The following is a 23,427-nucleotide window of genomic DNA, read 5'->3' on the forward strand; positions in this document are numbered from 1 at the left end:
CCGGTCAGAATGGTGAATCTGATTTGCTCACAAAAGGGAATCCCAATTCCGATTCCGCCTAAATTCATCCCGCTCTAGAACGACTGTGAGGGTTGTGTGGAAACCTTCAGTTTGCCGCCCTCAAGGGTATTGATGACCATTCTGCGCTCCACTTGGCCGGTGGCATTGAAGCGGAAGAGCCCGGTCGTTCCGCGGAAGCCCACCTTGTTCCTCAGATTGGCTGCGGTGATGGCTTGCGGCCCCTGGGAACGGATGAGGCCGGAGGCGATCGCCATGGCGTCATAGCCATAAGCACCGTGGGTCGTCAGCGGGTGATTGAAATGGCGTTGATAGCGCTCGGCAATGAGGCCGCTGCTTTGTGTGTCGTCGGTTGCGACAAAAGCGCCGGCCACCGCCGGAATCGCATATGCCGATTGCGGCCAGCCGTTGGTACCGACCAGCGCCTGGCCGGGAATGGCTGCGCTGCGCACGGCACCTGCCACCATACCGACTTCGGTGGTGTTGCCGAGAATGACCACGATTTCGGCCGACTGGATGAGCGGTCGATTCTTGGCAAGGATATCAGCGGCCTGATCGCTCGCGCCATAGCGGCCAAGGCCCATGAAGGTGTTGCCGCTGTTCCAGATGGTATTGCTCAATCTCGTTGTGTCGGATTGAGAAAAATCGGAGGGTACAAGCGCTGATACCTTTTTGTGGCCTGAAGGATCGGCCGCCTTGAGGCCCTCGATCGCGCTGTCGAGTTCATCCGAGGCAAGGTTGAAGACATCGCCGCCGGTCGTGGCGGTCGAACTTGCAAGGTTAAGCAATGGCGGACGCTGGGCGGGTGGAATGGCAGCGATGGAAGCCGTCTCGGCCGGCGGCAGATAGCTGACAATCAGCGCGGCATTCCGGGCCTTGGCCGCCGTGACTTGTGCGGCAACGCCGGCAAGTCCAGGACCGACGTTCTTGACGCGCAACCGAACCTGATTGTTGCCGAGTTCTCCGACGCCAAGTACTGCCCCGTCGCGCACATCGCGGGCCGGCCCTTCATACAGACCTGCGGCACCCTTGCGCAGCAATAGCGTGATTTCCGTGCCGCTGTCGCCGCCATAGGTCTCTTCAATGGCAGTGGACGGCATTTTTATGTCGTCCTTCTTGCTGTTGTTCTCCAGTCCAACACCGTCCATCTGGCAGCCGGAGAGGCCCGCACAGAGAATGAGGGCGACACCGCATGCTGGTCGCCGATGGGGTCTGCGCGGCAGCCACTCGGTCAAAAGGCTCAACGAAAGGCTGATCGCAAACGGCACAACTACTCCCCCGATTCTCTATGGCAGACTGCAACAGCCTATCGGGCCGCATTTGCACACCGCGGCCGAGGTAAAGTCAAGCAGTATACTTAACGAGTTGTTCTTTGGTTAAGTTAACCATCGGTAAAATAATTCTGAGGTGGCGCATAACCGGCTATATCCGTGAGGTTAATGAAGTATTGCAATCGGCCTGCTCCCGTAATTGATTGCGGCAAATACGATACACCGGGAGCCAGACTCATGGACGACTTGCGCATTTCGACCGTAGACCACGAAGCTGCTTCGCATGATTTAGCATCAGGTGGCCGGGACACGGGCAATGCAGCCGACATCAGTGCCAATCAACCGCTGCCGTTGTCGCAAAATGCTGATGTCGCAGCCTTCGAGGTGGCGCAAGCCGAGGAGCAACAGGCGAATGGCAAGACGGGGCGACTTGCTGCGAACGAGCCGCAAAACGCTGCCGCCCCGGCGCCGATCCAGATCGTGCCCGACAATGGCAATGTCGTCCATCTGCCGCCGAACACCTCCATCGACGACATCCACGTCGAGGGGCGCAACCTTGTCCTCATCCAGGCTGACGGTACGCGCATCGTCATTATCAACGGAGCGCTGCATGTTCCAACCTTCCTGATCGGCGAAGTCACGCTGCCGCAGCAGGCCGTGGTCGCCGCGCTGCAGCAGCAGGGCATCAACGTCGCTGAAGGTCCGGATGGTTCGGTCCACGCCGGCAACAGCACGGATTCCGGCCACCAGTTCACGGACAGTCAGGCTGGCACCCCCCGCACGCCGCTCAATCTTCTGGGCCTTCTTGGCCCTGGCGACATAATCGGCGACCGTAACGGCGGCAATCTGACTGGCGCCCAGACCCATGTTCCCTTTATCAATCAGCAGGCGACCGAAACGGCTTCGCTGATCGAAGGCGGCAGCAGCACGGGCGCCTTCCTCACGGCAAGCAGCACCGGCCGCTTCGGCTTCGGCGGCGTTAATGCCGCGATCACCACCGTCACCCTGGTCGGCGAGGCGGAAGTCACTGGCAGCGGCACGCAGCAGCTTGCAAGTCTAACTTCGGGCGGCGTTCCTGTTGTCGTCAGCCAGAACGGCCAGACCGTCACCGGCATCGCCAACGGCGTTACGGTCTTCACGCTGGTATTCAACGCTTCGACGGGCGACTATACCTTCACTCAGCTCGCTGCCCTCGACCACCCCCGCGGCGCCAATGCATCGAGTGACGTACTTCAGCTTCAATTCCGGTACACGGTCTCCGACACGAGCGGTCATACGGTAGCGTCCATCGCGCATGTCGACATCACCGACAGCGTACCGGTTGCGGCCGCAGGGACCGCGGGTTCGGTCACCGAGGCGGTGCTGGCTGCCGGCAACGCAGCTCTAAGCCATGACGCAGGCGCTGCGACGGCAAACGGCTCGCTTAACATCTCCTGGGGTGCCGACAGTGCCAACTCCAACCAGGGCGGCCTCGGCGATCGCTCGGTTGCCTTCACCAATGCCACCGTCACGGCGCAGGGCGAAGATGGCGAAGTGCTGAGCTCGCATGGTCTTGCGGTTCATACGGCGCTGCTGGCCGATGGCACGCTGGTCGGCTACACCGGCGAGACCGCGCCGATCGCGACTTCCGCAACCAACGTCGTCTTCTACGCCATGGTGTCGGACACCGACAACGGCCATTATAACTTCACGCTTGTGCAGTCGCTCGACGATGCCAAGGGCTCGGACGCCATCAAGCTGACCTTCGGCTACACGGCAACGGACTCTGACGGCGATACTGCTACGAACAGCTTCACCGTCACCGTTGCCGACGACAAACCCGTCGCTGGCCTCGGCGATGCCGGATTGGTCACCGAAGGCGCACTGGCAAGCGGCAATGAGAATCCGCATATCGCCACGGACGCGATTGCGACCGGTTCGCTCAACATCTCCTGGGGTGCCGACAGTGCCAATACCAATCAGGGCGGCGCTGGCGATCGGTCTGTTGCCTTCACCAATGCCACGGTCACGACAGAGGGCCAGGATGGCGAGGCGCTGAGTTCGCATGGTCTCACCGTGCATACGGCGCTGCTGGCCGATGGCACGCTGGTCGGCTATACCGGCGAGACCGCTCCGACGGCGAGCTCGGCATCCAACGTCGTCTTCTATGCCACGGTGTCCGACACCGACAACGGCCACTATAACTTTACGCTGGTGCAGTCCCTTGACGACGCCAAGGGTTCTGACGCCATCAAGCTGACCTTCGGCTACACGGCCACGGATTCCGACGGCGATAGCGCCTCGAACACCTTCACCATCACCGTTGCTGACGACAAGCCGGTGGCCGCAACCGGCGATGCAGGCTCCGTTACGGAAGGCGCTCTTGCGAGTGGCAACGAGACCCCGCATGTCGACACCGATGCAATTACTACCGGCTCGCTCAACATCTCCTGGGGTGCCGACAACGCCAACTCGGACAAGAGCGGGGCGGGCGATCGTTCTGTCGCTTTCGCCAGCGCGAGTGTCTCGACAGAGGGGCAGGATGGCGAGGCGCTGAGCTCCCATGGTCTTGCAGTTCATACGGTGCTGTTGGCCGATGGCACGCTGGTTGGTTATACTGGCGAGGCCGCACCAACGGCGATCGCAGATGCCAAGGGTGCGGTCGGCTCGAACATCGTCTTCTACGCGACGATGTCGGAGACCGACAACGGCCATTATAACTTTACGCTGGTGCAGTCGCTCGATGACGCCAAGGGCTCGGATGCCATCAAGCTGACGTTCGGCTTCACGGCGACGGACTCTGACGGTGACACCGCCTCGAATACCTTCACCATCACCGTTGCCGACGACAAGCCTGTCACCAGCGATGTCACCGTCGGCACAGGTAGCCTTTACGACACGACGGCGACTGAGCAGATGCCGCTCCGCCCGCTCGTAGAGCTGAGCGAAGAGCCGAAGTCGCCGGAAGGCCCCGCCGACTCCGTCAGCAGCGGATCGGGCAGCCTGTTTACTGCCGGCGCCGATGGTTTCCAGCAGGTCACCTTCACCGATCCGACTGGCCTCAAGGGCATCTTTATAGATGCCAATGGCGTCGCGCACAAGGAAGGTTTGTCCTTTAGCACCACGACGGACAATCTGGGCAATACCATCTACAGCGCAACCGGCAAGGAGTCGGGTCAGGTTCTCTTCACTCTGACTGTTGGCGCCGATGGCAGCTATACCTACGTCCAGTCCGGCGCCTTTGCCGACGCCAAGGGCTCGGATAACGAGAACTTCAAGATCGCTTTCGAAGTCACAGACGGCGATGGCGACAAGGCTACGGGCTCGTTGACGCTCAACGTCGCCGATAGCCTCCCGGTCGCCAATAATGTGACGGTCGAGTCGGGCAGTCTCCACGACACCACCTCGACTTCCTCGGGGACAGATACGCTTTCAGTCCACCTGCTTGTCGAGCAGCCGAGCGTCTCTGACAGCGTCAGCGGTGCATCGGGTAGCCTGTTCAACACGGGCGCCGACGGCTTTGCGCGGCTGACTTTCACCAATCCAACCGGTCTCAAAGCCATCAATATTGACGCAAATGGCGTCGCGCATACCGAAGGGCTGAGCTACAGCACCTCGAGGGACGTCTCCGGCACCACGATTTATACGGCGACTGGCAAGGACTCCGGCCACGTCATCTTCACGCTAACGGTCCATGCCGATGGCAGCTATACCTATGTGCAGTCCGGCGCTTTCGCCGATGCCAAGGGGTCGGATAACGAGAGCTTCAAGGTCGGCTTCGAAGTCACCGACGGTGATGGCGACAAGTCGACGGGCTCGTTGACGCTCAATGTTGCCGACAGCCTTCCGGTCGCCAATAACATCACAGCTGAGCACCTCCTCAACGACGATATATTCACGGGCGGCAACCCCGACAAGACTGACGAATACAACAGCGTCAGCGGCGCGTCGGGCAGCCTGTTCAACACGGGTGCAGATGGGTTCAAGCGTGTCACGATTGCACATTCGGATCTGCCGCAGCTGACCACGATTTATACCGATGCGGACGGCGTCGCGCATCAGGAAGCCGTGATCTGGAGCAAGGCGCCGGTCGCCGACGGTAGCACGACCTGGGTGGCCAGCAGCGCGCATCATGAGACCGTTGCCACGTTAATCATCAACGGCGATGGTTCCTACACGTTTTCGACCGGCGCGCCGCTTGCGCATCCGACTGCACAAGCCGTCGAAGAGACCCTGTCCTTGACGTTCAATTTCACCGTCACCGATGGCGACGGCGACAAGACAACGGGTTCGCTAACGGTAGGCGTCAAGGATGACGTGCCGGTCGCTCACGCGGTTGACAATACTGCCGCGCCGCTCAATGACGCGCAGATCGGCGGAAATCTGGACGCCAATGACGCCAATGCGCATAGCGTCTCGGGCGCTGCCGGCGCGCTGTTCAGCGCTGGGGCCGACGGTTTTGCGAGCGTCTCGATCGATCAATCCAGCCTGCCGGCTTTGAAGACCATCTATGTCGATGCCAACGGTTTCGCACAGCAGGAAGATGTTAGCTGGGGCAAGCCGACGGTTTCCGGCGGTGCGACGACCTGGGTCGGCTTCAGCGCCAATCACGACACTGTGGCCACGCTGACCATCAATGCAGACGGCTCCTATACGTTCAGCACCAGTGCGCCGCTGGTCCATCCGACCTCCGGCACGGCGGAAGAAAGCTTGCCGCTGACCTTCACCTTCACGGTGACCGATGGCGACAACGACACGTCGACCGGCTCGCTGACCCTACATGTTACGGACGACGTGCCGTTGGCAAACACCGTCACCATCACCAGCGTGACGTTGAACGACGATGCCCTGAAGGGCGGAAACCCAGACACGGTCGGTGTCGCCGATAGCGATAGCATCAGTGGCGCGAGCGGCACGCTCTTTATTGGTGGCGCGGATGGCGTGCATCAGGTAACGCTCGGAGCGACGACGGATTTCAGCGCCATCTATACCGGCAAGGATGGCTTTGCCCATGTCGAGTCGGTTGTTTGGGGAAGCCCGGCGATTGCGGCGGGCGGCGAGACGATCTGGATCGCGACGGGCAAGGACAGCGGCCAGACGGTCGCGACGCTGACGATCGGCACGGATGGTTCCTACAGCTTCACGCTCAGCGCGCCGGTCGCTCATCAGGCAAGCCCGACCGCGGAAAATACGCAGGATCTGACCTTCAACTTCACGATCACCGACGGTGACAGCGATACGGCCAGCGGCGCGCTCACGGTCACCGTCAAGGATGATGCACCGATCGCCTTTAAGGTCGATGCTACCTCGACGCTGCTCAACGACGATGCACAGGCACACGGCAACCTGGATGGCGCCACCGACGCGAAGACGATCAATGGCGACGCAGGGGCTCTGTTCTCGGCCGGCGCCGATGGTCTCAAGAGCGTGTCGATGGACAGCCTGCCGACGCTGAAGGCGATCTACGTCGACGGCCATGGCATCGGCCATCAAGAAGCCGTGAGCTGGACGTCGTCTGCGGCGAACGGTGTGACGACCTGGACGGCAACCGGCGCCTCCAGCCATGCCACCGTTGCGGTTCTGACGATTAGCTCGGACGGATCCTACAGCTTCACCGCTGGTGCGCCGCTCGTTCATTCGACGTCGTCGACCACCGAAGACAGCCTGACGCTGAATTTCGGCTTCACGGTCACGGATGGCGACGGCGATACGGCCAAGGGCTCGCTGGCGATCGCCATCACCGACGACGTTCCGGTTGCCTCCGGTACGACCATCGCAGTCAGGGCCGACGAAGGCGACATCTATAATCTCCTGTCGCATGGCAACAGCCCGCTCGACGGCACGCATGACGGATCGTCCTCACAGCCGGCACTGGTCGGTTTCGGCTTTGCAGCCACCGTATCCGGCTCCGTCGCGTCCACCGTTTCCTTCGGCGCTGATGGCGCAGCGCTCGGCGGCAGCTTCAGCTTCACCGCCAATGCGGCGTCGACGCTTACCGCCCTGCATCTGACTTCGGGTGGCGGAGCGCTCTCCTATGCCGTTGTCAACAATATGATCATCGGCTATGTCGATAACGACCACCACAGCGGCTACAATCCGCTTCTCGACCGACCGGTCCTGTCATTGTCGCTGTCCGGCGACGGCAGCTTTACCTTCCAGCAGTACGATCAGCTCGACAATGTCGCCGGTCCTGGCAACGATCTGCGCTCGGGCGATGGCGCGATCTCGGCTATCGACTTCGGTTCCGTCATCCAGGCGACTGACGGCGACGGCGACAGCGTAACGCTGACCGGCGCTCTGAAAGTCACCATCGTCGACGACATGCCGAAGGTCGATCTGGCCCTTACGGGCTCGATCACGATCGATGAGAGCGGCAGTAGCGACAACGACGTCAGCGCCAGCAATTCGGTCAAGAGCCTGTTTGCCGGCATCACCGGCGGCAACGATCCAAATATGCCGACAGTCTATGCGCAGCATAACGTCGTCTCGCCGTCGGTCTCGATGGGGGCCGACGATGCGTCGGGCGCAACAAGCAGCCTGGCGCTTCATATCGACAATGCTGACTCCGGCCTGATGACGACGGCGGGTCAGGCGATCACGCTTTCGCAGCTTGCCAATGGCACGGTTGTCGGCAAGATCGCCGATGGCGAAATCGCCTTTGCGATCCGCATCGATAACAGCGGCAAGGTCAGCATCGCGCAGTACATGGCGCTCGCCAACCCGAACACGTCGAAGTCGGACGGCGATACGGTCGATCTCACCGGCAAGCTCTCGGCGGTGCTGAGCGCGACCGATAGCGACGGTGACACTGTCGGCAAGTTCGTTTCCATCGGCAGCAGCATTCGTTTCGATGATGATGGCCCGTCGATCGGCGGTGCCGTCTTGACGAAGACGCTTGCCGAGCATGACCTTCTGACGAATTCGGGTTCGCTGTCGCCTTCAGGCATCAGCACCGGCGCGGTTGGGCTCAATCTCGCCTTCGGCGCTGATGGCCCGGCCGCCCATGCTGCCACCTTCGTAGCACGTTCGAACGGCAGTTATTTCACCGCAAGCTACGGCAATAATCAGACGCTTGATGCGACCAAGCTCAGCTCTGGCGGCCATGCGCTGTCCTATTCGCTCAGCGGTGACGGCATGACGCTCATCGCCTACACCGGCAGCAATGCCGCCGACCAGGCGAGCTGGGTCTTCAAGGTTGTTCTGTCCCAGGATGGCGCCCACACCAACGGTGCCTACAACTTCACGCTTTACAAGTCGCTCGATGACATCAACGGTCAAACCAACCTCTCGGATATCAAGCTGACCTTCCAGGTTGCTGGCCATGATGGCGACGGCGACACGACGAACGGCATGCAGAGTTTCACCGTCGACGTCGTCGATGACGTGCCGACGCTGGTTGATCACGCCACAGTTTCAGCGACGGTCTCGGAAACGGCGATCAATGCTCCGGTGGTGACGACGACATCTTACACCGTCGATTTTGACACGGTAAACCCTGCGACTGCCAAACTGACGGTAACCGAAGGCAGCGTCAGCGGCGGCCAAGTGGGCTCATCGTCGAAGGGTGGTGATGTCGTGCTCGTGTCCAACACGGGAACGACCTTTATCCTCACCCAGATGGATATTGGTGTGTTTGATCACAAAGGCGCCTCGTCCAAGACGGTCACGATTATCGGCACCGACGCCCAGGGCCACACCTATTCGGTGACGACTGCCGGCACGACCTTCTCCGCTGCTGGCACCGCACTCGAAGGCAAACAGCTGACGTCGCTCGAGATCGATCCGCATGACAACTCGCTGACAGTCACGGTCGATAACATCCATGTCACCGACACGACGACGACGCCTACCCATGATCCTGCGGAGACGACGGTAGATCTGGCCTCGCTCGTCCACGCCAGTGCCGACAGCCCGTTGACCTGGTCGGTGAACACGGTGGCCGCCGGAACGTCTTCCGGCAACCTGACAGGCGGTACCGGCTTGACCTACAACGGCGCGGCCATCACGCTCACCAGCACGGATGGGCACATGATCACCGGCTCGGCGGGCGGCGTCACCGTCTTCACGTTGACCGTCGACTCCACGAGCGGTCACGCCACATTCGACCTTTTCCGTCCGATCGACGGTGGCAAAACGCTGCCGCTCGACTTCTCGAAATATGTGACGGCGACGGATTTCGACGGCGATGCAGTCACCTTGGGCAGCGGCTCCGTTACCATCGTCGTTCGGTCGGCCACGGACAGCCTTCCGACAATCAATTCGGCCGGCCTGGTATCAAGCGTCAGCGAAAGCGGTTTGCCGGGCGGTACGGGAGTGGCTGGCGTCGCCAACGTCCATTCGGGCAGCATCGCAATTTCAGCGGGCGATGCGCCTTCGACCGTGACAATCGCAGGCCATACCTTCAATGTCGGCGCCGCAATCGCTAGTGGCGATACCAACGCCACCATTCAGGGCACTCACGGAACGCTGCATATCCTAAGCGTCACCACGACAGCTATCAATTACACCTATACGCTGACCGGCGCGACGAGCGGCGCAGGCAATCACGACAACTTCTCCGTCAAAGTGAGCGATGCGCCGATTGATGGTGAAAGCCAGACTGCCACTCTGACCTTCAATATCAGCGACGACAAGCCGGTCGCCAGCACCCTTTCGCTGGGATCGATGTATGAGAACGCCAGTAGCAAGATCTTCACGCTTTCTGCCGGAACCATCGCTTTCGGCGCCGACGGAGCCGCGCACAGCGGCGCGATCCATGTCGATAGCGTCAGCGCCAACGGAGATCTTGTCAGTTCGGTGCTCAGCACGTCCATCGTCACGATCGACGCCGGTCACGTGACTGTCACGCCGGGCAGCGCACTCGATGCCCTGGCACTCGGTCACTCCTCGACACTCTCGATCGGCTACACGGTCACCGACGGCGACGGCAGCCAGACCAGCGGCACCTTCAGCATTGTCGTCAACGGCGTCAATCATGCACCGGCTACCGCGGATGGAAGCGCCTCCACCGGTGAGCATACTGACTATTATTTCGCGTCGAAGGATTTCGCCTTTAGCGATAGCATCGACGGCAACACCCTGAAATCCGTCACCATTACCAGCCTGCCGACGGGTGGGACGCTTTATCTCGGCGGGACAGCCGTCACGGTCGGCCAGCACATCGCTGCGAGCGCGCTTTCAACGCTCCATTTCGCGCCTTCGCCGGACTTTGCCGGCGCGACCGAAACCGAAAACTTCGGCTTCACGGTGCAGGATAATGGCGGCACGGCCAATGGCGGCGCCGATACGTCGAGCGCTCATACGATGACAGTCACCGTGACCGCCGTTGACGACGGCGCGGCGAAGGTCTCGATTGCCGATCAGACGACGCATACGGGCAAAGCACTTGTTGCAGGCGACACGCTGAACGCGGCGATCGCGACAAACGACCCGGATCACGGGCAGTCCGGTCTGACCTACGCCTGGAGCTGGGCGGACGATCAGTCCCATACTGTTCTCGGAGCCGCATCGTCCTACACGGTGACGAGCGCCGATGTCGGGCATTCGTTGATCCTGACGGTGAGCTATACGGATGGCCAGGGCTTCAGCGATGTCGCGACGCAGACGACGTCCGCCGTCATCGCCCCGACGGTCTTCGCTCCGACGATTGATACAACACCGCTGTCGGAAGCCAATCTTTCGGGCGGCTCCAACCCGCAGCCTTCTGAACTGACAGCCACAGGCAGCATCGCCCTGGGGACCCTCGATAATCCGCATATCACCAGCGTTGCGGGTGCCGACGGCACGGCGGTAAGCGTCGATCAAACGGCTCCGGACAGCCAGACGACGACGATCCACGGTTCCTACGGTGATCTCGTAATCGACGCGAACGGTGCTTATACCTACACGCTGACCCATGCGGGCTCGAACCCATCGGGAGATACGGATCAGTTCACCTATACGGTGACGGACATGAACGGCAAAACGGCTCAGGAAACCCTGACGTTCAATATCGCCGACGACGCGCCGGTACTGACTGGTACTGGGATTGTCGCAACCGTCTCCGACGATGGTGTGGTGACGGCCGCCGAACACTCCGCAACGACGACCGCGGAACTGACCTCGCTCGTTAACACCGGTGCCGACAGCCCATTGGGCTGGTCGGCGAATGCCGTCGCAGCCGGTACTTCTTCCGGTACCCTGACAGGCGGCACCGAGCTGACTTACAACGGCGTGGCCATCACGCTCGCCAGCACGGATGGGCATACGATCATCGGCTCGGCGGGCGGCGTCACGGTGTTCACGCTGACCGTCGACACCAGCGGCCATGCCACGTTCGTGCTTGACCAGACGATCGATAGCGCCAAGGATCAGACGCTCGACTTCTCGCAATATGTGAAGGCCACGGATTCCGATGGTGACTCTGTGACATTGGGCACAGGCGCCTTCACCATCGAGGTGGACCATGTCAACCACGCGGCGGCGATCGCCGGTACCGATATTGGCGGCGTCACGGAAGACCTGAACGTTTCCGCCGACGGTTATCTGCAGGCAAGCGGCACGCTGACGATTAGCGATGCGGATCGGGGCGAAAGCAAAATCCAGGCGGCGACCATAAACGCTGACGGCACGCATCTTGGTACGCTGACGATCGGTGAGGACGGTAGCTGGACCTACAAGGTCGATAACAGCCTGTCAGCCGTGCAGAATCTGGGTGTGAACCAGAGCACGACCGACACGTTCACCGTTTCCTCAGTCGACGGAACGACCCATGACATCGTGGTGACGGTCAACGGCACGAACGACGCGCCGACGATCTCGATTACCAATGGTGACAGCGCCAGCGGTGCAGTCACCGAGGCCGGCATCGGCGTTGCCGACGACAGCGCTCACAACACGATTTCCGGCCATCTGACCGAGGCTGATATCGACAGCCCGACTCTGACGTGGTCGGTGGTCGCGGACAATGGCCAAACGACTGGCCAAGACGGCTCGGTTACGGGCGCTTATGGTACGCTGAGCGTCGATGCGAACGGCACCTGGACCTATATCCTGGATCAGTCGAAGGCGAACTCGCTGAATGCTTCGGATCATCCGCAGGAAAGCTTCCAGGTCCAGGTGAGCGATGGCCAAGGCGGCGTCACGACGCAGACGGTCGTTGTGACGGTCGACGGCACGAACGATGCACCGACGATCTCAATCGCCAATGGTGATAGCGTGAGCGGTGCCGTAACCGAGGCCGGCGTTGGCCTTGCCGACGACAGCGCTCACAACACGGTTTCCGGTCATCTGACCGGAGCCGACGTCGACAACACGTCTTTGACGTGGTCGTTGGTTGCGGGCGGCGGCCAGACGGCCAATCAAGATGGATCGGTCGCGGGTGCTTATGGCAAGCTGAGCGTCGGTGTGGATGGTACCTGGACGTATACTCTGGATCAGTCGAAGGCTGATTCGCTGACGGCCTTGGATCATCCGCAGGAAAGCTTCACGGTTCAGGTGAGCGACGGCCAGGGCGGCATCACGACGCAGACGGTCGTTGTGACGGTCGATGGCACCAACGATGCGCCGACGATCTCCATTGCCAATGGCGACAGCGCCGGCGGTGCCGTGACCGAGGCCGGTGTTGGCGTTGCCAACGACAGCGCTCACAACATGGTTTCCGGCCATCTGACCGGGGCTGATGTCGACAGCACGTCCCTGACGTGGTCGGCAGTTGCCAGCGGCAGCCAGACGGCCAATCAAAATGGGTCGGTTACGGGCACTTATGGTACGCTGAGCGTCGGTACAGACGGCACCTGGACCTATGCCCTGGATCAATCGAAGGCCAATTCGCTGACGGCTTCGGATCATCCGCAGGAAAGCTTCACGGTTCAGGTGAGCGACGGCCAGGACGGCATCACGACGCAGACGGTCGTGGTGAAGGTAAACGGCACGAACGACGCAGCCTCGCTCTCGGGCACGGCGACCGGTTCGGTCACCGAGGATGGTCAGTTGACGGCGAGTGGTGTGCTGACGGTTGCCGACGTCGACAACGGCCAGAGCCATTTCCAGACGCCGGCATCGCTGACCGGCACCTACGGCACGTTCACCTTCAATGCGACGACCGGTGTTTGGGGCTACACCCTCAACAACTCTGCCTCGAATGTGCAGGCATTGAACGGGGGGGTGACGGTTACGGACAAGCTGACAGTAGCGTCCGCGGACGGAACAGCTTCGCAGGATATCGTTGTAACCATCCACGGCACCAACGAGTCGGTCTTGGCACCGAGCATCAGCCGGGTCACCGACAATGTCGGGTCGATCCAAGGCAGCTTGGCTGACGGCGCGGTGACGGATGACACTAACCTTGGTGTCCGCGTGAGCCTGACCGGAACCGGTGCCGTAAATGGTGATACGGTGCAGCTCTATAACGGCACGACCGCACTCGGCTCGGCGGTCACGCTGACGGCGACCAACATCAGCAATGGATATGTCGATATTACCACACCGACGCTGACGAACGGATCGACTTATAACTTCCGGGCCTCTCTCACGGATGCTGGTACCACCAGCCCGCTGTCGACGAGCGGCGCGTATGATATCAAGATCGATACGACTCGCCCCACACTTGTCATTACGCAGAACAGCGGCGTGATGACCTTCACCTTCAGCGAGGCGGTGTCTGGGTTCAATAGTAGTAGCGTTACTCAGGATAGTAATTATTCACTATACAACTTTTTTCATGTTGGCGTGAATGCCTCCGGCCAGGACATCTACACGGCGAATATTTTCAACTGGAACAACGGCTGGAAATCTGCCTCAGTTTCGGGGACCGGCTATACCGATCTTGCGGGCAACGCCGGGACAAACAGCAATGTGTTGACATTCAAGCCGGCCGGTGTCTCCGGCGAGGCCATCAATCTCGCCCTTGCCGATCCGTCAAATCACGTCGGTACGGTGACGATGAGCATTGCTGGAGTACCGGCAGGCTGGACGCTGAGCGAAGGCACGCATAATGCCGATGGCACCTGGTCTGTAGTGACGAACAATCCGTCGGCGCTGACAGTAACCTCGCCTGACGGTGCAACCGGCGCGGTGGTCCTCCAGATCACCGAGACCTGGATCAATCCGGACGGATCGATTGGAATGGCCACTGTGGCCGACAATGTCGAAGCCTATGCCAAGGGTTCGCCGATTTTCGCCTGGTCGGGTGACGATACGCTCATCGCATCGAGCGGCAACGACACGCTGGTCTTTGCGAACACCATCGGCACGGACGTCGTGCACAACTTCGATACGGCGCATGACAAGATCGATCTGGTCGGCTTCGCAGGCTTCAACAGCTTCGCGGATGTTCAAGCCCACCTGTCGACCGACGCGTCGGGCAATGCCGTCATCACGCTCGGCGATGGCGAGACCATCACCTTGGCAGGCGTCAGCGCCGCGGCTCTTACGGCGGACGACTTCCTCTTCAACGAGAGCGTAGTCACGCATAATACCGGCGACATGGTGCTTAGCGACGGCGCTCTGATGCCGTTCAGCGGCACGCTCGACAACACCGGCAGCATCCATCTCGCCTCCACCGGCAGCGAGACGGCCTTTGAAATCGTGCAGCACGGCCTCACGCTGACCGGCGGCGGCACGATGACGCTGTCCGATGATGCGTCCAACATGATTTTCGGTAGCAGCGACGATGTCACGCTGACCAATGTTGACAACACTGTTTCCGGCGCTGGCCAGCTCGGCGATGGTCACCTGACGCTGGTCAACGAGGGCACGATCATTGCCGACGGCAGCCACGCGCTCGTCATCGACACTGGTGTCAACGCCGTGAGCAACACCGGCACGCTGGAGGCGACCGGGATCGGCGGCCTCGACATACACAGCAGCGTCGTCAATGACGGCCTACTCTGGGCGAATGGCGGCAACATCAATCTCGAGGGTAATGTCAGCGGCAGCGGCACGGTGTTGTTGTCGGGTCACGCCAACCTCGAGATCGGCGGCTCGTTCAACGAGGCGATCACGCTTGGCAAGGACGCCCAGTCCACCATCACCATCGACCATGCGGCGGCCTTCACCGGCACGATCGCCGGCCTCGATGGCAATGACGCGCTGCACTTCGGGGACATTTCCGGCGCGACCGCCAGCTTCTCCTATGCGGAAAACGAGGCGAAAACTGGTGGCCTACTGACCGTCACCGACGGTATCCACACTGCCGCCATCGGTCTCACCGGCGACTACTTGGCCAGCGACTTCTCGCTTAGCCACGATGGCGACTATGCCGAGATCGATTTCAGCGGTGTCGGCCACCTCTATGGCACCGATGGCAGCGACACGCTGACGAGTGGCGGCGGCTACACCATGTCCGGCGGTGCCGGCGCGGATACTTTCGTGCTCGATGCAAAGGCTCTGCACAACCTCAACATGGCCGACGTCATCACCGACTTCAGCCCGAAGGGAGAGGGCGACAAGCTGGATGTATCGAACCTGCTGAACGCGCTGGTGGGCGAACATCCGGGCATGACCGAGGCGAGTGCTGTCTCGTCGATGACGGCGGCGGTCGATACCGCAACCAATGCGACGAAGATCAGCATCAGCACCGGCTTGGAAACCCATGTCGTCGCCACGCTGCAGAACTACGCGCCGACCGGCCACGATGCCGTCCACGTGCTGTTCAACAACCACGATGAGCAGCTTGCGACCCATACGCAGACCGCTGGCGCCTGACGCCATTCCGTCAGAACCCATGTCTTGAAGCGGCGCCTAAGGCGCCGCTTTTATCGAAGTTGATGCCTCAGTGATGGTCCAGCAACGCGCTAATCGGAAGGTGCGTGGGGCAACCATTCATGCTCTGTTCAGCCGTTCGGTTTCAGGATGATGAAAGAGTGGAGGTTCGCTATGAAAATCTTTAAAAGTCTGCTTGCGGCGCTCCTTGGCGTCGGCCTGTTGGTTGGTGCGGGTGCTGCATCGGCTGCACCGATGATGAACATGACGAAACCGGAGGTCCAGTCATCCGTTCAAACGGTCCATTACCGCCGCCATTGGCATGGCCCGCGACATCACCGGCCTCACCATTGGGGATCGCATCGTAGCTACCGAAGCCATTACTGGCGCGGCCATCATTACGGTTGGTACAAGCATCGTCATCACCACCATCGCCGTTACTACCGCTACTGACAAGAGCCCGCGGAAAGCTGCATAAGTGTAGCAAGTATTTGGAGCCCGCTCCGAGGCGGAAATCGAATCTGCCTCGGAAGCGTCGGCGACAGTTATGACGCTGCCTTTGATCAAGCACCATGACGAGTTCTCAATCGAAGAAAATGATGCGGCGATCCTTGAAAAGAACGTCGTTTCGGTGGCCTCGCGCCCTCCGATCGAGATGATCGCAGCGGGCAAGGGCCGCAAGCCCAAACCATTCATGGTCGAAGGCGGGAACGTTCGGACCGATGCAGTCTGGGACAGCAATCAGGAGCAGGCCGCCGCCGAACGCAGGGCAGCCGCTCGGGATGACGATGAGGTGGACACAGTCACCCCAGTCGATCTTCCTGATTTCATCGCTCCTCAGTTGTGCGAAACGCTTGAGCGCCGGCCGGTCGGCATAGGCTGAGTCCACGAGACCAAGTTCGATGGCTCGTGGATGCGGATGCGTATCCTCGATGGCGTCGCCAGGCTCGCGCCGGACTAATTGCGCAGTCGTTGGAATATGCCCGACCAAAATTGATAGTCTTCATCGTCGCCTTCGCACCAGGCAGTGAAAGCGCACCAGGCTGCGGCGGTCGGCGCCTGATCGCCGTGGAGGGCGATGATATCCTGGACAATCTGATGACTATTGTCTGCGACGTCCAATGCGGCACCATGATCGTGGCCGATCGGGCGGGTTGTTGAGTTTCGTGACATGCAAATGCCTCCTGCGTCCGGCGCAGGGAACAAAGATCGAAGCCGGACTTTGGTGCTCAGCGGCACATCAGTCGATATTTTCGACAAACTTCTGGCAGTCCGTGGCATTTGCAGGTGGTAGTTTAGAGTAGAAACTCTTGTTCGCTACAAAACGATTCGGAACCTTTCCGATCAAGGCGAATTCACGCATTACCGGAGCGTCGGTCAGCGTCTTTGATTTGTTGTTTCAACGCTTCAAGATGCGTCAGGCAAGCCTTTGTCACGCGGTCGATCAGGTCCGCGGTACGCCCTTGCAGCCAAATGAGCGCTTCCCGGCTGATTTCAAAGTGTTTTGAATAGCGTGCCTTAACATAAGCCTCGTTAAGGATATTGAACCACGCGATGAAGCGCTGCTGATCACGTGGCCATGCCTCGGCTAATTGCTGAGACTGACCTTCAGCAAGGCTGCGCAAATGTTTGATATTGTGGGCGGCGGGGCTGTAGTTGGTTAGAACCAGTAACAAGGTCGCATAGGCCTGCTCGATCGACTGATGCAAAAGGAAGGCCGCTTCGTTGAGATCGCCTTCGTTCAAATAAAAGTTGGCACCTTTTGCAAACTTCTCTGCGTGCGGCAGCCGATCTTCGAAATATTCCTGGGCAAATCTGTAGGCGTCTTCAGGTCTCAAGAGACCCGGAGTGGCAAGCGGCCGATCGTCGAGCTCATAAAGCACGATGCCATCGCGGCGCAGATCAACGAAGAAATACCGGCCTTGCTCCAGCAGAATATTCACTTCGCGGAGCGAGTGCACGATGAAATTCACCGGCGTCTTGAATTCTTCATCGTGCATGAAGCGATTGGCCGCCCTTTGCCAATAGCGGTCGAAATCGGTCAGCCTTTTATCGTTGACGATGATCAATATATCGAAGTCGGAACGATAGCCCTTTTTCGTATGTGGTTCATCGACCCAGCCGCCACGGGCATAGGATCCGAACAGGATGATTTTCAGGATGCGGCCGCGCTTCTTGAAATCTGCCGAGCCTCCCCTCAGCGCATCCTCGAACTCGTCATGCAGCACCTCCAGAACCCGAGCGAGTTCCCGTTGCTTGAGCGGCGGCAAGTGGTTGATGCTGGACTTCATGAACAATGACGAGTCTTTCATGGGCATGAGATTGCAATAAAGGAGCTTGCGCGTCGAATCCACAGGTTGCGCGAAAAAGGCGCGGAAAGCAACAAAAATGTTGCATCAAAAATTGGAGAAATATACTAGACTTTTGTGAAAAATATATGAATATGAGCGATATAGCATATTTATCCGTGAATTTCCGTTGAAGTCGACAATTTTGACGGACATTTTGATGCAACAATAAGGTCGCCGCGCTTCCACCCACGATAATCGAGAGGGGTTCGTCGAATGAATCCGGTCGTTCTCTTTTGGTCGCAAAATCCTTTTCTGTATCTGCTCTTTAGTCATATCCTGGCAGTAGAGGGATTCAGTTCGGCGCTATTCGGCGAAGACGAACTCGACCAAATCGGGACGCACACCTCCGTCCTGGCAATTGTTCTCGATACAGAAAACAATCCAGACAATGCCTTACGTATTTGCACGATGCTTAAGGCCGATCGCGCGACCGCGCATATTCCATTACTCGCATTGATGCCGGGTGGTAACGAGAGACGCTACCTTGATTTGCTCAAGGCTGGTGTGAGCGAGAGTTTTATTCGACCGGTCTCACCGGCGAGGATCCTGGCATATTTGCAATCTCTGATATCGGGTGGGCATCAAGAGCGCAGGGTGACCCGCGAGGCCCGTAGCAACACTTTCAGCGTCTGGGAACTTAGTTTGGAAACAACTCACAGGCTGGTCAGGCACGGTTCCGAGGCCATCCAGCTAGGCCCGATTGAATTCAAGCTCCTGTGGCGTTTGCTTCAAGCCCCTGGCCGTGTGTTCAGCCGTGCCGAACTCATTGAAGCGGCATGGCCACCGAATTATTACGTGCTACCACGCACGGTCGATGTCCATGTCGGACGTTTGCGTCGCATGTTGAAAAAGATGACTGGCCGTAACATCATCCGCACGGTTCGCTCCAGCGGCTATGCCGCCGATTTTGCTTAGGCGCGATTGTCGCCGAGCTTCACATATGACCGACCAAGTAATATTCACGAAAACTTAAATTCCGGAATGTTTTTGGCATGCTTTGTTGATGTCGAGCAGCACGAATTTCAACCTCTGATCCGTTCTTAAGCCGACCAGAGGTTGAACTATGAAAAACAGCAACTCGACACGTCTTGATTGGAGGAATAAAGCAACTCATCGCAATACCGCCGGATTGATCGATATCGCCGGGCGCCATTTCGAGGCAGCGCATTTTGAAGGGATCATGGCGATCTACGCCCATCCTTCTCAGGGTAGATCCGTCCGATTGAACTATGAAGATCGGGCAATCGTCGACTTTGTCCGATGCTCATATCTAGGCCTGGATAACCATCCAGACATCGTTGCCGGCGCTATTGATGCCGTGCGCAATGCGGGAACATTGCATTGGTCCTGCGCTCGTACCCGGCTCAATTTTGCCGCGATAGGCGAGCTGGAAGACGTTCTTTCAGACCTGTTTGCCGCACGAGTGATTACCTATACAACGGTGCTTGCCGCCAACATGAGTGCCTTGCCATTGATCACCTCCGGACATCTGACCGGTGGAGCAAAACCGATCGTGGTGTTTGATCGGTTGGCACATGCGACCCTTGCCTACCACAAGGGCACAATCGCGGCCGAGACGCGGGTGGAGACGATCGCCCATAATGATATGGATACGCTTGAACGCCTATGCCGTCGCAACAAGGCTGTCGCCTATATCTGTGACGGCGTCTATTCGATGGGGGGCAGTGCTCCCATCGCCGACCTGCTACGCTTACAGGAGAAATATGGCCTGTTTCTTTATATTGACGACGCCCATGGCGTGTCGCTCTTCGGCAAGTCTGGCGAGGGCTTCGCAAAATCACAGATCGGTGAATTGGGCGATAGGACCATCATCGCGGCGTCACTCGGCAAGGGGTTCGGAGCCTCTGGCGGCCTACTGATGCTGGGGACCGCCCAACAGGAACTATTATTTCGCAGATTTGCAGTGGCGCATGCGTTTTCCGCTTCGCTTAACACAGCAGCAATCGGGGCCAGCCTGGCCTCGGCAAAGCTGCATCGGTCAACCCGATTGCCTGAGCTGCAAGCAATGCTCCAGTCTAAAATAGCCTTGTTTGACCACCTGCTGCCCTCAAGCCAGCAAGGCACGGCCTTGCCCATCCGGACGGTGCATTTTGGCGACGAGCTACTATCCATCGGCGCTGCGAGGAACCTCTTTCAGCAGGGCTTCTACACCTCGGCCATCTTCTTCCCAACGACAGCAAAAGGTAAGGCGGGATTACGTCTCTGCGTGACCGCAAACCATACGGATGAAGAGATCAAATCCGTCTGTGCAGCGATTATTGCTATCAAGGAGGAGATCAAAAGAGCCGTGGGGTGAGGAATTCTCACTAACGCTCTTTTCCATCTCCGATAGGTTTTCGCGACTGCTGATGTTGCTGCGATATTTGGGGGATTTATGATTACATATTGTCAAACAGACAGGTGCGTAGGCAATGTTGCTTCCGAACAAGCCTTTGCGGTAAGGCATAGAGGAGGGTTTCGAACCAGACGTGGTAATATCGATAGCGAAGATGCTGATCTTTCTGGTGAAACATGAAACGAGATGAACCTGTCACTTTTGGATGGCGGTGGTCTGCGCAAGACCAGGCTTTATGAGGAGCTTTACGGGCGACTAAAGGCCGAAATTCTGGCAGGAGTCGTGCCGGATGGGCTTGTGGTGACCGAGGCAGCGCTTGCCGGCCTTATCGGTAGCAGCCGCGCGCCGGTGCGCCAGGCGCTGCAGCTATTGCTTGAGGATGGTCTGATCGCCCGGTTCGATGGCCGCGGTTTTATTGTCGGGGCGTCGGGAACATCGCCGAAACGGGTCAAGTTGAGTGATTGCCTTGGCAGGTTGTTTGATGAAAACAGCGGCAGGCCCGCGTTTGCCTGGCAGGCACTCTACGAAGACGTCGAACGCATTGTCGTCTATCGCTCCTTCTTCGGTCGTTACCGTATCAATGAAAATGAATTGGCGCGGCATTTCGGCGTTGGGCGGGGGGTGGCGCGCGATGTGCTGCTGAAGCTGGAGACGCTCGGCATTACGGAAAAGGACGACAATTTTCGCTGGTCGATCGTGCCGCTCGACGCTCAGCGCATCCGCGACCTCTACGAGGTACGCGAGCAGATTGAGCCAGTGGCGCTTGCAAGCGCCTTGGGCGGACTTTCCAGAGACCATGTCGACGCGATGCTCGGGCGGCTGTCGCAGGCGCTGGCGGATTATCCCGATGTTTCAGCCTCGACCATGTACGAGCTAGAGCTCGATCTGCATCTGCGCAGCCTTCAGGCTTGCCCGAACAAGGAATTCCTCAGCATCCTGAAGCGGACGCATTGCATCCTGACGCTCAGCAAGCACATCGTCGGCAGTCGCATCAAGAGACCGGAGCATGAACCGTTTCTTGTGGAGCATATCGGCGTGTTCGAAATGGTGCAAAAGCGCGACGAAGAGGGGCTGCGAAAAGCCATGCGGGATCACATCAGCAATTCGCAGCCCAGTGTGCAGGCGCGTGCCGGCTATATTCGTGAGCACTACCAGCCGGACGAATACAGCTTCATCATCTGATCGGGACGGCGTCAGGTAATGGCGCCGACCTGCCAGGGAACGAATTCATTGTCGCCATAATCGAAGGTCTCGCTCAGCGTCTTCTTGCCGGAGGCGACCGCGATGATCTCTTCGAAGATCCGTTCGCCGGCCGCCTCGATCGTGTCGTCGCCGCTGACGATGTCACCGCAGTTGATGTCCATATCCTCGCGCATATGGTTGTACATTTCGGTGTTCGTGGCGATCTTGACGCAGGGTGCCGGCTTGAACCCGGAAACCGATCCGCGGCCGGTGGTAAAGCAGATGACGTTGCAGCCGCCGGCCACCTGGCCGGTGACGGCAACGGGATCGTAACCGGGCGTATCCATGAAGACGAAACCGGGTTCGTCGACGATCTCCGAATATTCGTAGACGGCCTTCAGCGGCATGGAGCCGCCCTTGGCGACCGCGCCGAGCGATTTTTCGAGGATGGTCGTCAATCCGCCGAGCTTATTGCCGTAGGACGGGTTGTTGTTGAGTTCCGCGCCGTTGCGGCGGGTATAGTCGCGCCACCAGTCGATCCTGGAGAGCAGCTTTTCGGCAACCGCGGGCGTGACCGCTCTGCGGGTCAGCAGGTGTTCCGCGCCATAAATCTCCGGCGTTTCCGCCAGAACCGATGTACCGCCATTGCGCACGAGAAGATCGGAAGCATAGCCGAGCGCCGGATTGGCCGAAATTCCCGAATAGCCATCCGAGCCGCCGCATTCCAAGGCGAGCTTGATCCCTGATAGGGGCTGAACGGTGCGCTTGGCGGAGTTCACCTCCGGCAGCATGTCTTTGATCATTTCGGACGCGGCCCCGATCGTCTTGCGGGTGCCGCCAAGATCCTGGATCGTCATGGTACGCAGGCGATTTCCCTCCTCGAGCTTGTAATGCTCAAGAATGGGCGCGATCTGATTGGTTTCGCAGCCAAGGCCGATCATCAGGATACCGCCGAAATTCGGATGGCGGGCATAGCCCTGTAGGGTACGGGCCAGATAGCGATAGCCTTCCGACTGGGTGCTGATGGCGCAGCCACCGCCATGGGTAAGCGCCACCACGCCATCGACATTGTCGAAGCCATCCAAGCCTCCGGTGCGATTGAAATGCTCGGCGATATATTTCGAGACGGTCGCAGAGCAGTTCACCGTAGTGATGATACCGATGAAGTTGCGCGTGCCGACGCCGCCGGCTCCGCGATCGAAGCCCATGAAGGTCCGACAGTCCTTGCGCGGCAGCATGCCCATCTCTTCGATGTCGACGCTGAACTGGTAGGGGTGTTCGGATTCGATCACCGCCAGGTTCTGCAGATGGACATGGCCGCCAGCCGGAATGAATTGCGTTGCAACGCCGATCGGCTGGCCGAATTTGCGGATTTCCTGGCCGGACTGGATGTCGCGGACCGCAACCTTGTGGCCGCGCGGGATCTGGTCGACGGCGATCAGGCCGTCAATGCCGGTCGTGCTGCCGGCGCGGATCATCACGCGGGCAACCGCGACATCGTCGATGGGATTGAGCAGGATGACAGGCGAAACGGCGGACATGAGAAATTCCGTATGGTTGGATTAATGTCTATTGCTAGCAATAGACA

The 23,427-nt window shown here is 59.3% G+C and carries 9 protein-coding genes and 1 pseudogene; 6 read left to right on the top strand and 4 right to left on the bottom strand.

Translation table 11 applies throughout. The features are described from left to right. Positions 1-74: 74 nt before the first annotated feature. Entirely contained in the window at positions 75-1,118 is a 1,044-nt protein-coding gene (locus ACPYOP_RS30215) for a type 1 periplasmic-binding domain-containing protein (protein WP_481413922.1), read from the bottom strand. A 408-nt stretch (positions 1,119-1,526) separates the two neighbouring features. On the opposite strand from ACPYOP_RS30215, the gene ACPYOP_RS30220 reads away from it, so the two are divergent. The 3 genes and pseudogenes from ACPYOP_RS30220 to ACPYOP_RS30230 all read left to right on the top strand — a co-directional run. Further along, positions 1,527-15,953, top strand: coding sequence for a T1SS-143 repeat domain-containing protein (locus ACPYOP_RS30220; RefSeq protein ID WP_481413923.1), 14,427 nt, complete (start codon positions 1,527-1,529; stop codon positions 15,951-15,953). Positions 15,954-16,124: 171 nt separating this feature from the next. Continuing rightward, on the top strand, positions 16,125-16,403 hold the full coding sequence (locus tag ACPYOP_RS30225) for a hypothetical protein (RefSeq protein WP_481413924.1): 279 nt from the start codon (positions 16,125-16,127) through the stop codon (positions 16,401-16,403). 106 nt (positions 16,404-16,509) lie between these two features. Next, positions 16,510-16,899 (top strand): annotated as a pseudogene (locus tag ACPYOP_RS30230) (DNA ligase D); the annotation flags it as partial. 8 nt (positions 16,900-16,907) lie between these two features. On the opposite strand, the gene ACPYOP_RS30235 reads toward ACPYOP_RS30230, so the two are convergent. Next, entirely contained in the window at positions 16,908-17,123 is a 216-nt protein-coding gene (locus tag ACPYOP_RS30235) for a hypothetical protein (protein ID WP_481413925.1), read from the bottom strand. 182 nt (positions 17,124-17,305) lie between these two features. After that, entirely contained in the window at positions 17,306-18,241 is a 936-nt protein-coding gene (locus ACPYOP_RS30240; RefSeq protein WP_481413926.1) for a nucleotidyltransferase and HEPN domain-containing protein, read from the bottom strand. Positions 18,242-18,514: 273 nt separating this feature from the next. Between ACPYOP_RS30240 and ACPYOP_RS30245 the strand changes: the two genes are divergently transcribed. The 3 genes from ACPYOP_RS30245 (at position 18,515) to ACPYOP_RS30255 (ending at position 21,839) form a co-directional block, all read left to right on the top strand. Next, a complete protein-coding gene (locus tag ACPYOP_RS30245) occupies positions 18,515-19,216 on the top strand; it encodes a winged helix-turn-helix transcriptional regulator (protein ID WP_481413927.1) in 702 nt (233 codons plus the stop codon). A gap of 148 nt (positions 19,217-19,364) precedes the next feature. Next, on the top strand, positions 19,365-20,618 hold the full coding sequence (locus tag ACPYOP_RS30250; protein ID WP_481413928.1) for an 8-amino-7-oxononanoate synthase family protein: 1,254 nt from the start codon (positions 19,365-19,367) through the stop codon (positions 20,616-20,618). 225 nt (positions 20,619-20,843) lie between these two features. Continuing rightward, a complete protein-coding gene (locus ACPYOP_RS30255) occupies positions 20,844-21,839 on the top strand; it encodes a GntR family transcriptional regulator (RefSeq protein WP_481413929.1) in 996 nt (331 codons plus the stop codon). A gap of 11 nt (positions 21,840-21,850) precedes the next feature. Here the strand turns inward: ACPYOP_RS30255 and ACPYOP_RS30260 are convergent, their stop codons facing one another. Further along, the gene (locus ACPYOP_RS30260; RefSeq protein WP_481413931.1) at positions 21,851-23,380 is read right to left on the bottom strand and encodes a UxaA family hydrolase; all 1,530 of its coding nucleotides are present in this window, start codon (positions 23,378-23,380) and stop codon (positions 21,851-21,853) included. Positions 23,381-23,427 lie beyond the last annotated feature (47 nt).

It is taken from the genome of Rhizobium sp. KNZ2-6A, from assembly GCF_056755475.1.

What these genes read in the sequence shown, in the direction of transcription:
- ACPYOP_RS30215 (WP_481413922.1), bottom strand. Translation starts at nt 1,118, where the DNA reads ATGCCGTCCACTGCCATTGAAGAGACCTATGGCGGCGACAGCGGCACG.
- ACPYOP_RS30220 (WP_481413923.1), top strand. Translation starts at nt 1,527, where the DNA reads ATGGACGACTTGCGCATTTCGACCGTAGACCACGAAGCTGCTTCGCAT.
- ACPYOP_RS30225 (WP_481413924.1), top strand. Translation starts at nt 16,125, where the DNA reads ATGAAAATCTTTAAAAGTCTGCTTGCGGCGCTCCTTGGCGTCGGCCTG.
- ACPYOP_RS30235 (WP_481413925.1), bottom strand. Translation starts at nt 17,123, where the DNA reads ATGTCACGAAACTCAACAACCCGCCCGATCGGCCACGATCATGGTGCC.
- ACPYOP_RS30240 (WP_481413926.1), bottom strand. Translation starts at nt 18,241, where the DNA reads ATGAAGTCCAGCATCAACCACTTGCCGCCGCTCAAGCAACGGGAACTC.
- ACPYOP_RS30245 (WP_481413927.1), top strand. Translation starts at nt 18,515, where the DNA reads ATGAATCCGGTCGTTCTCTTTTGGTCGCAAAATCCTTTTCTGTATCTG.
- ACPYOP_RS30250 (WP_481413928.1), top strand. Translation starts at nt 19,365, where the DNA reads ATGAAAAACAGCAACTCGACACGTCTTGATTGGAGGAATAAAGCAACT.
- ACPYOP_RS30255 (WP_481413929.1), top strand. Translation starts at nt 20,844, where the DNA reads ATGAACCTGTCACTTTTGGATGGCGGTGGTCTGCGCAAGACCAGGCTT.
- ACPYOP_RS30260 (WP_481413931.1), bottom strand. Translation starts at nt 23,380, where the DNA reads ATGTCCGCCGTTTCGCCTGTCATCCTGCTCAATCCCATCGACGATGTC.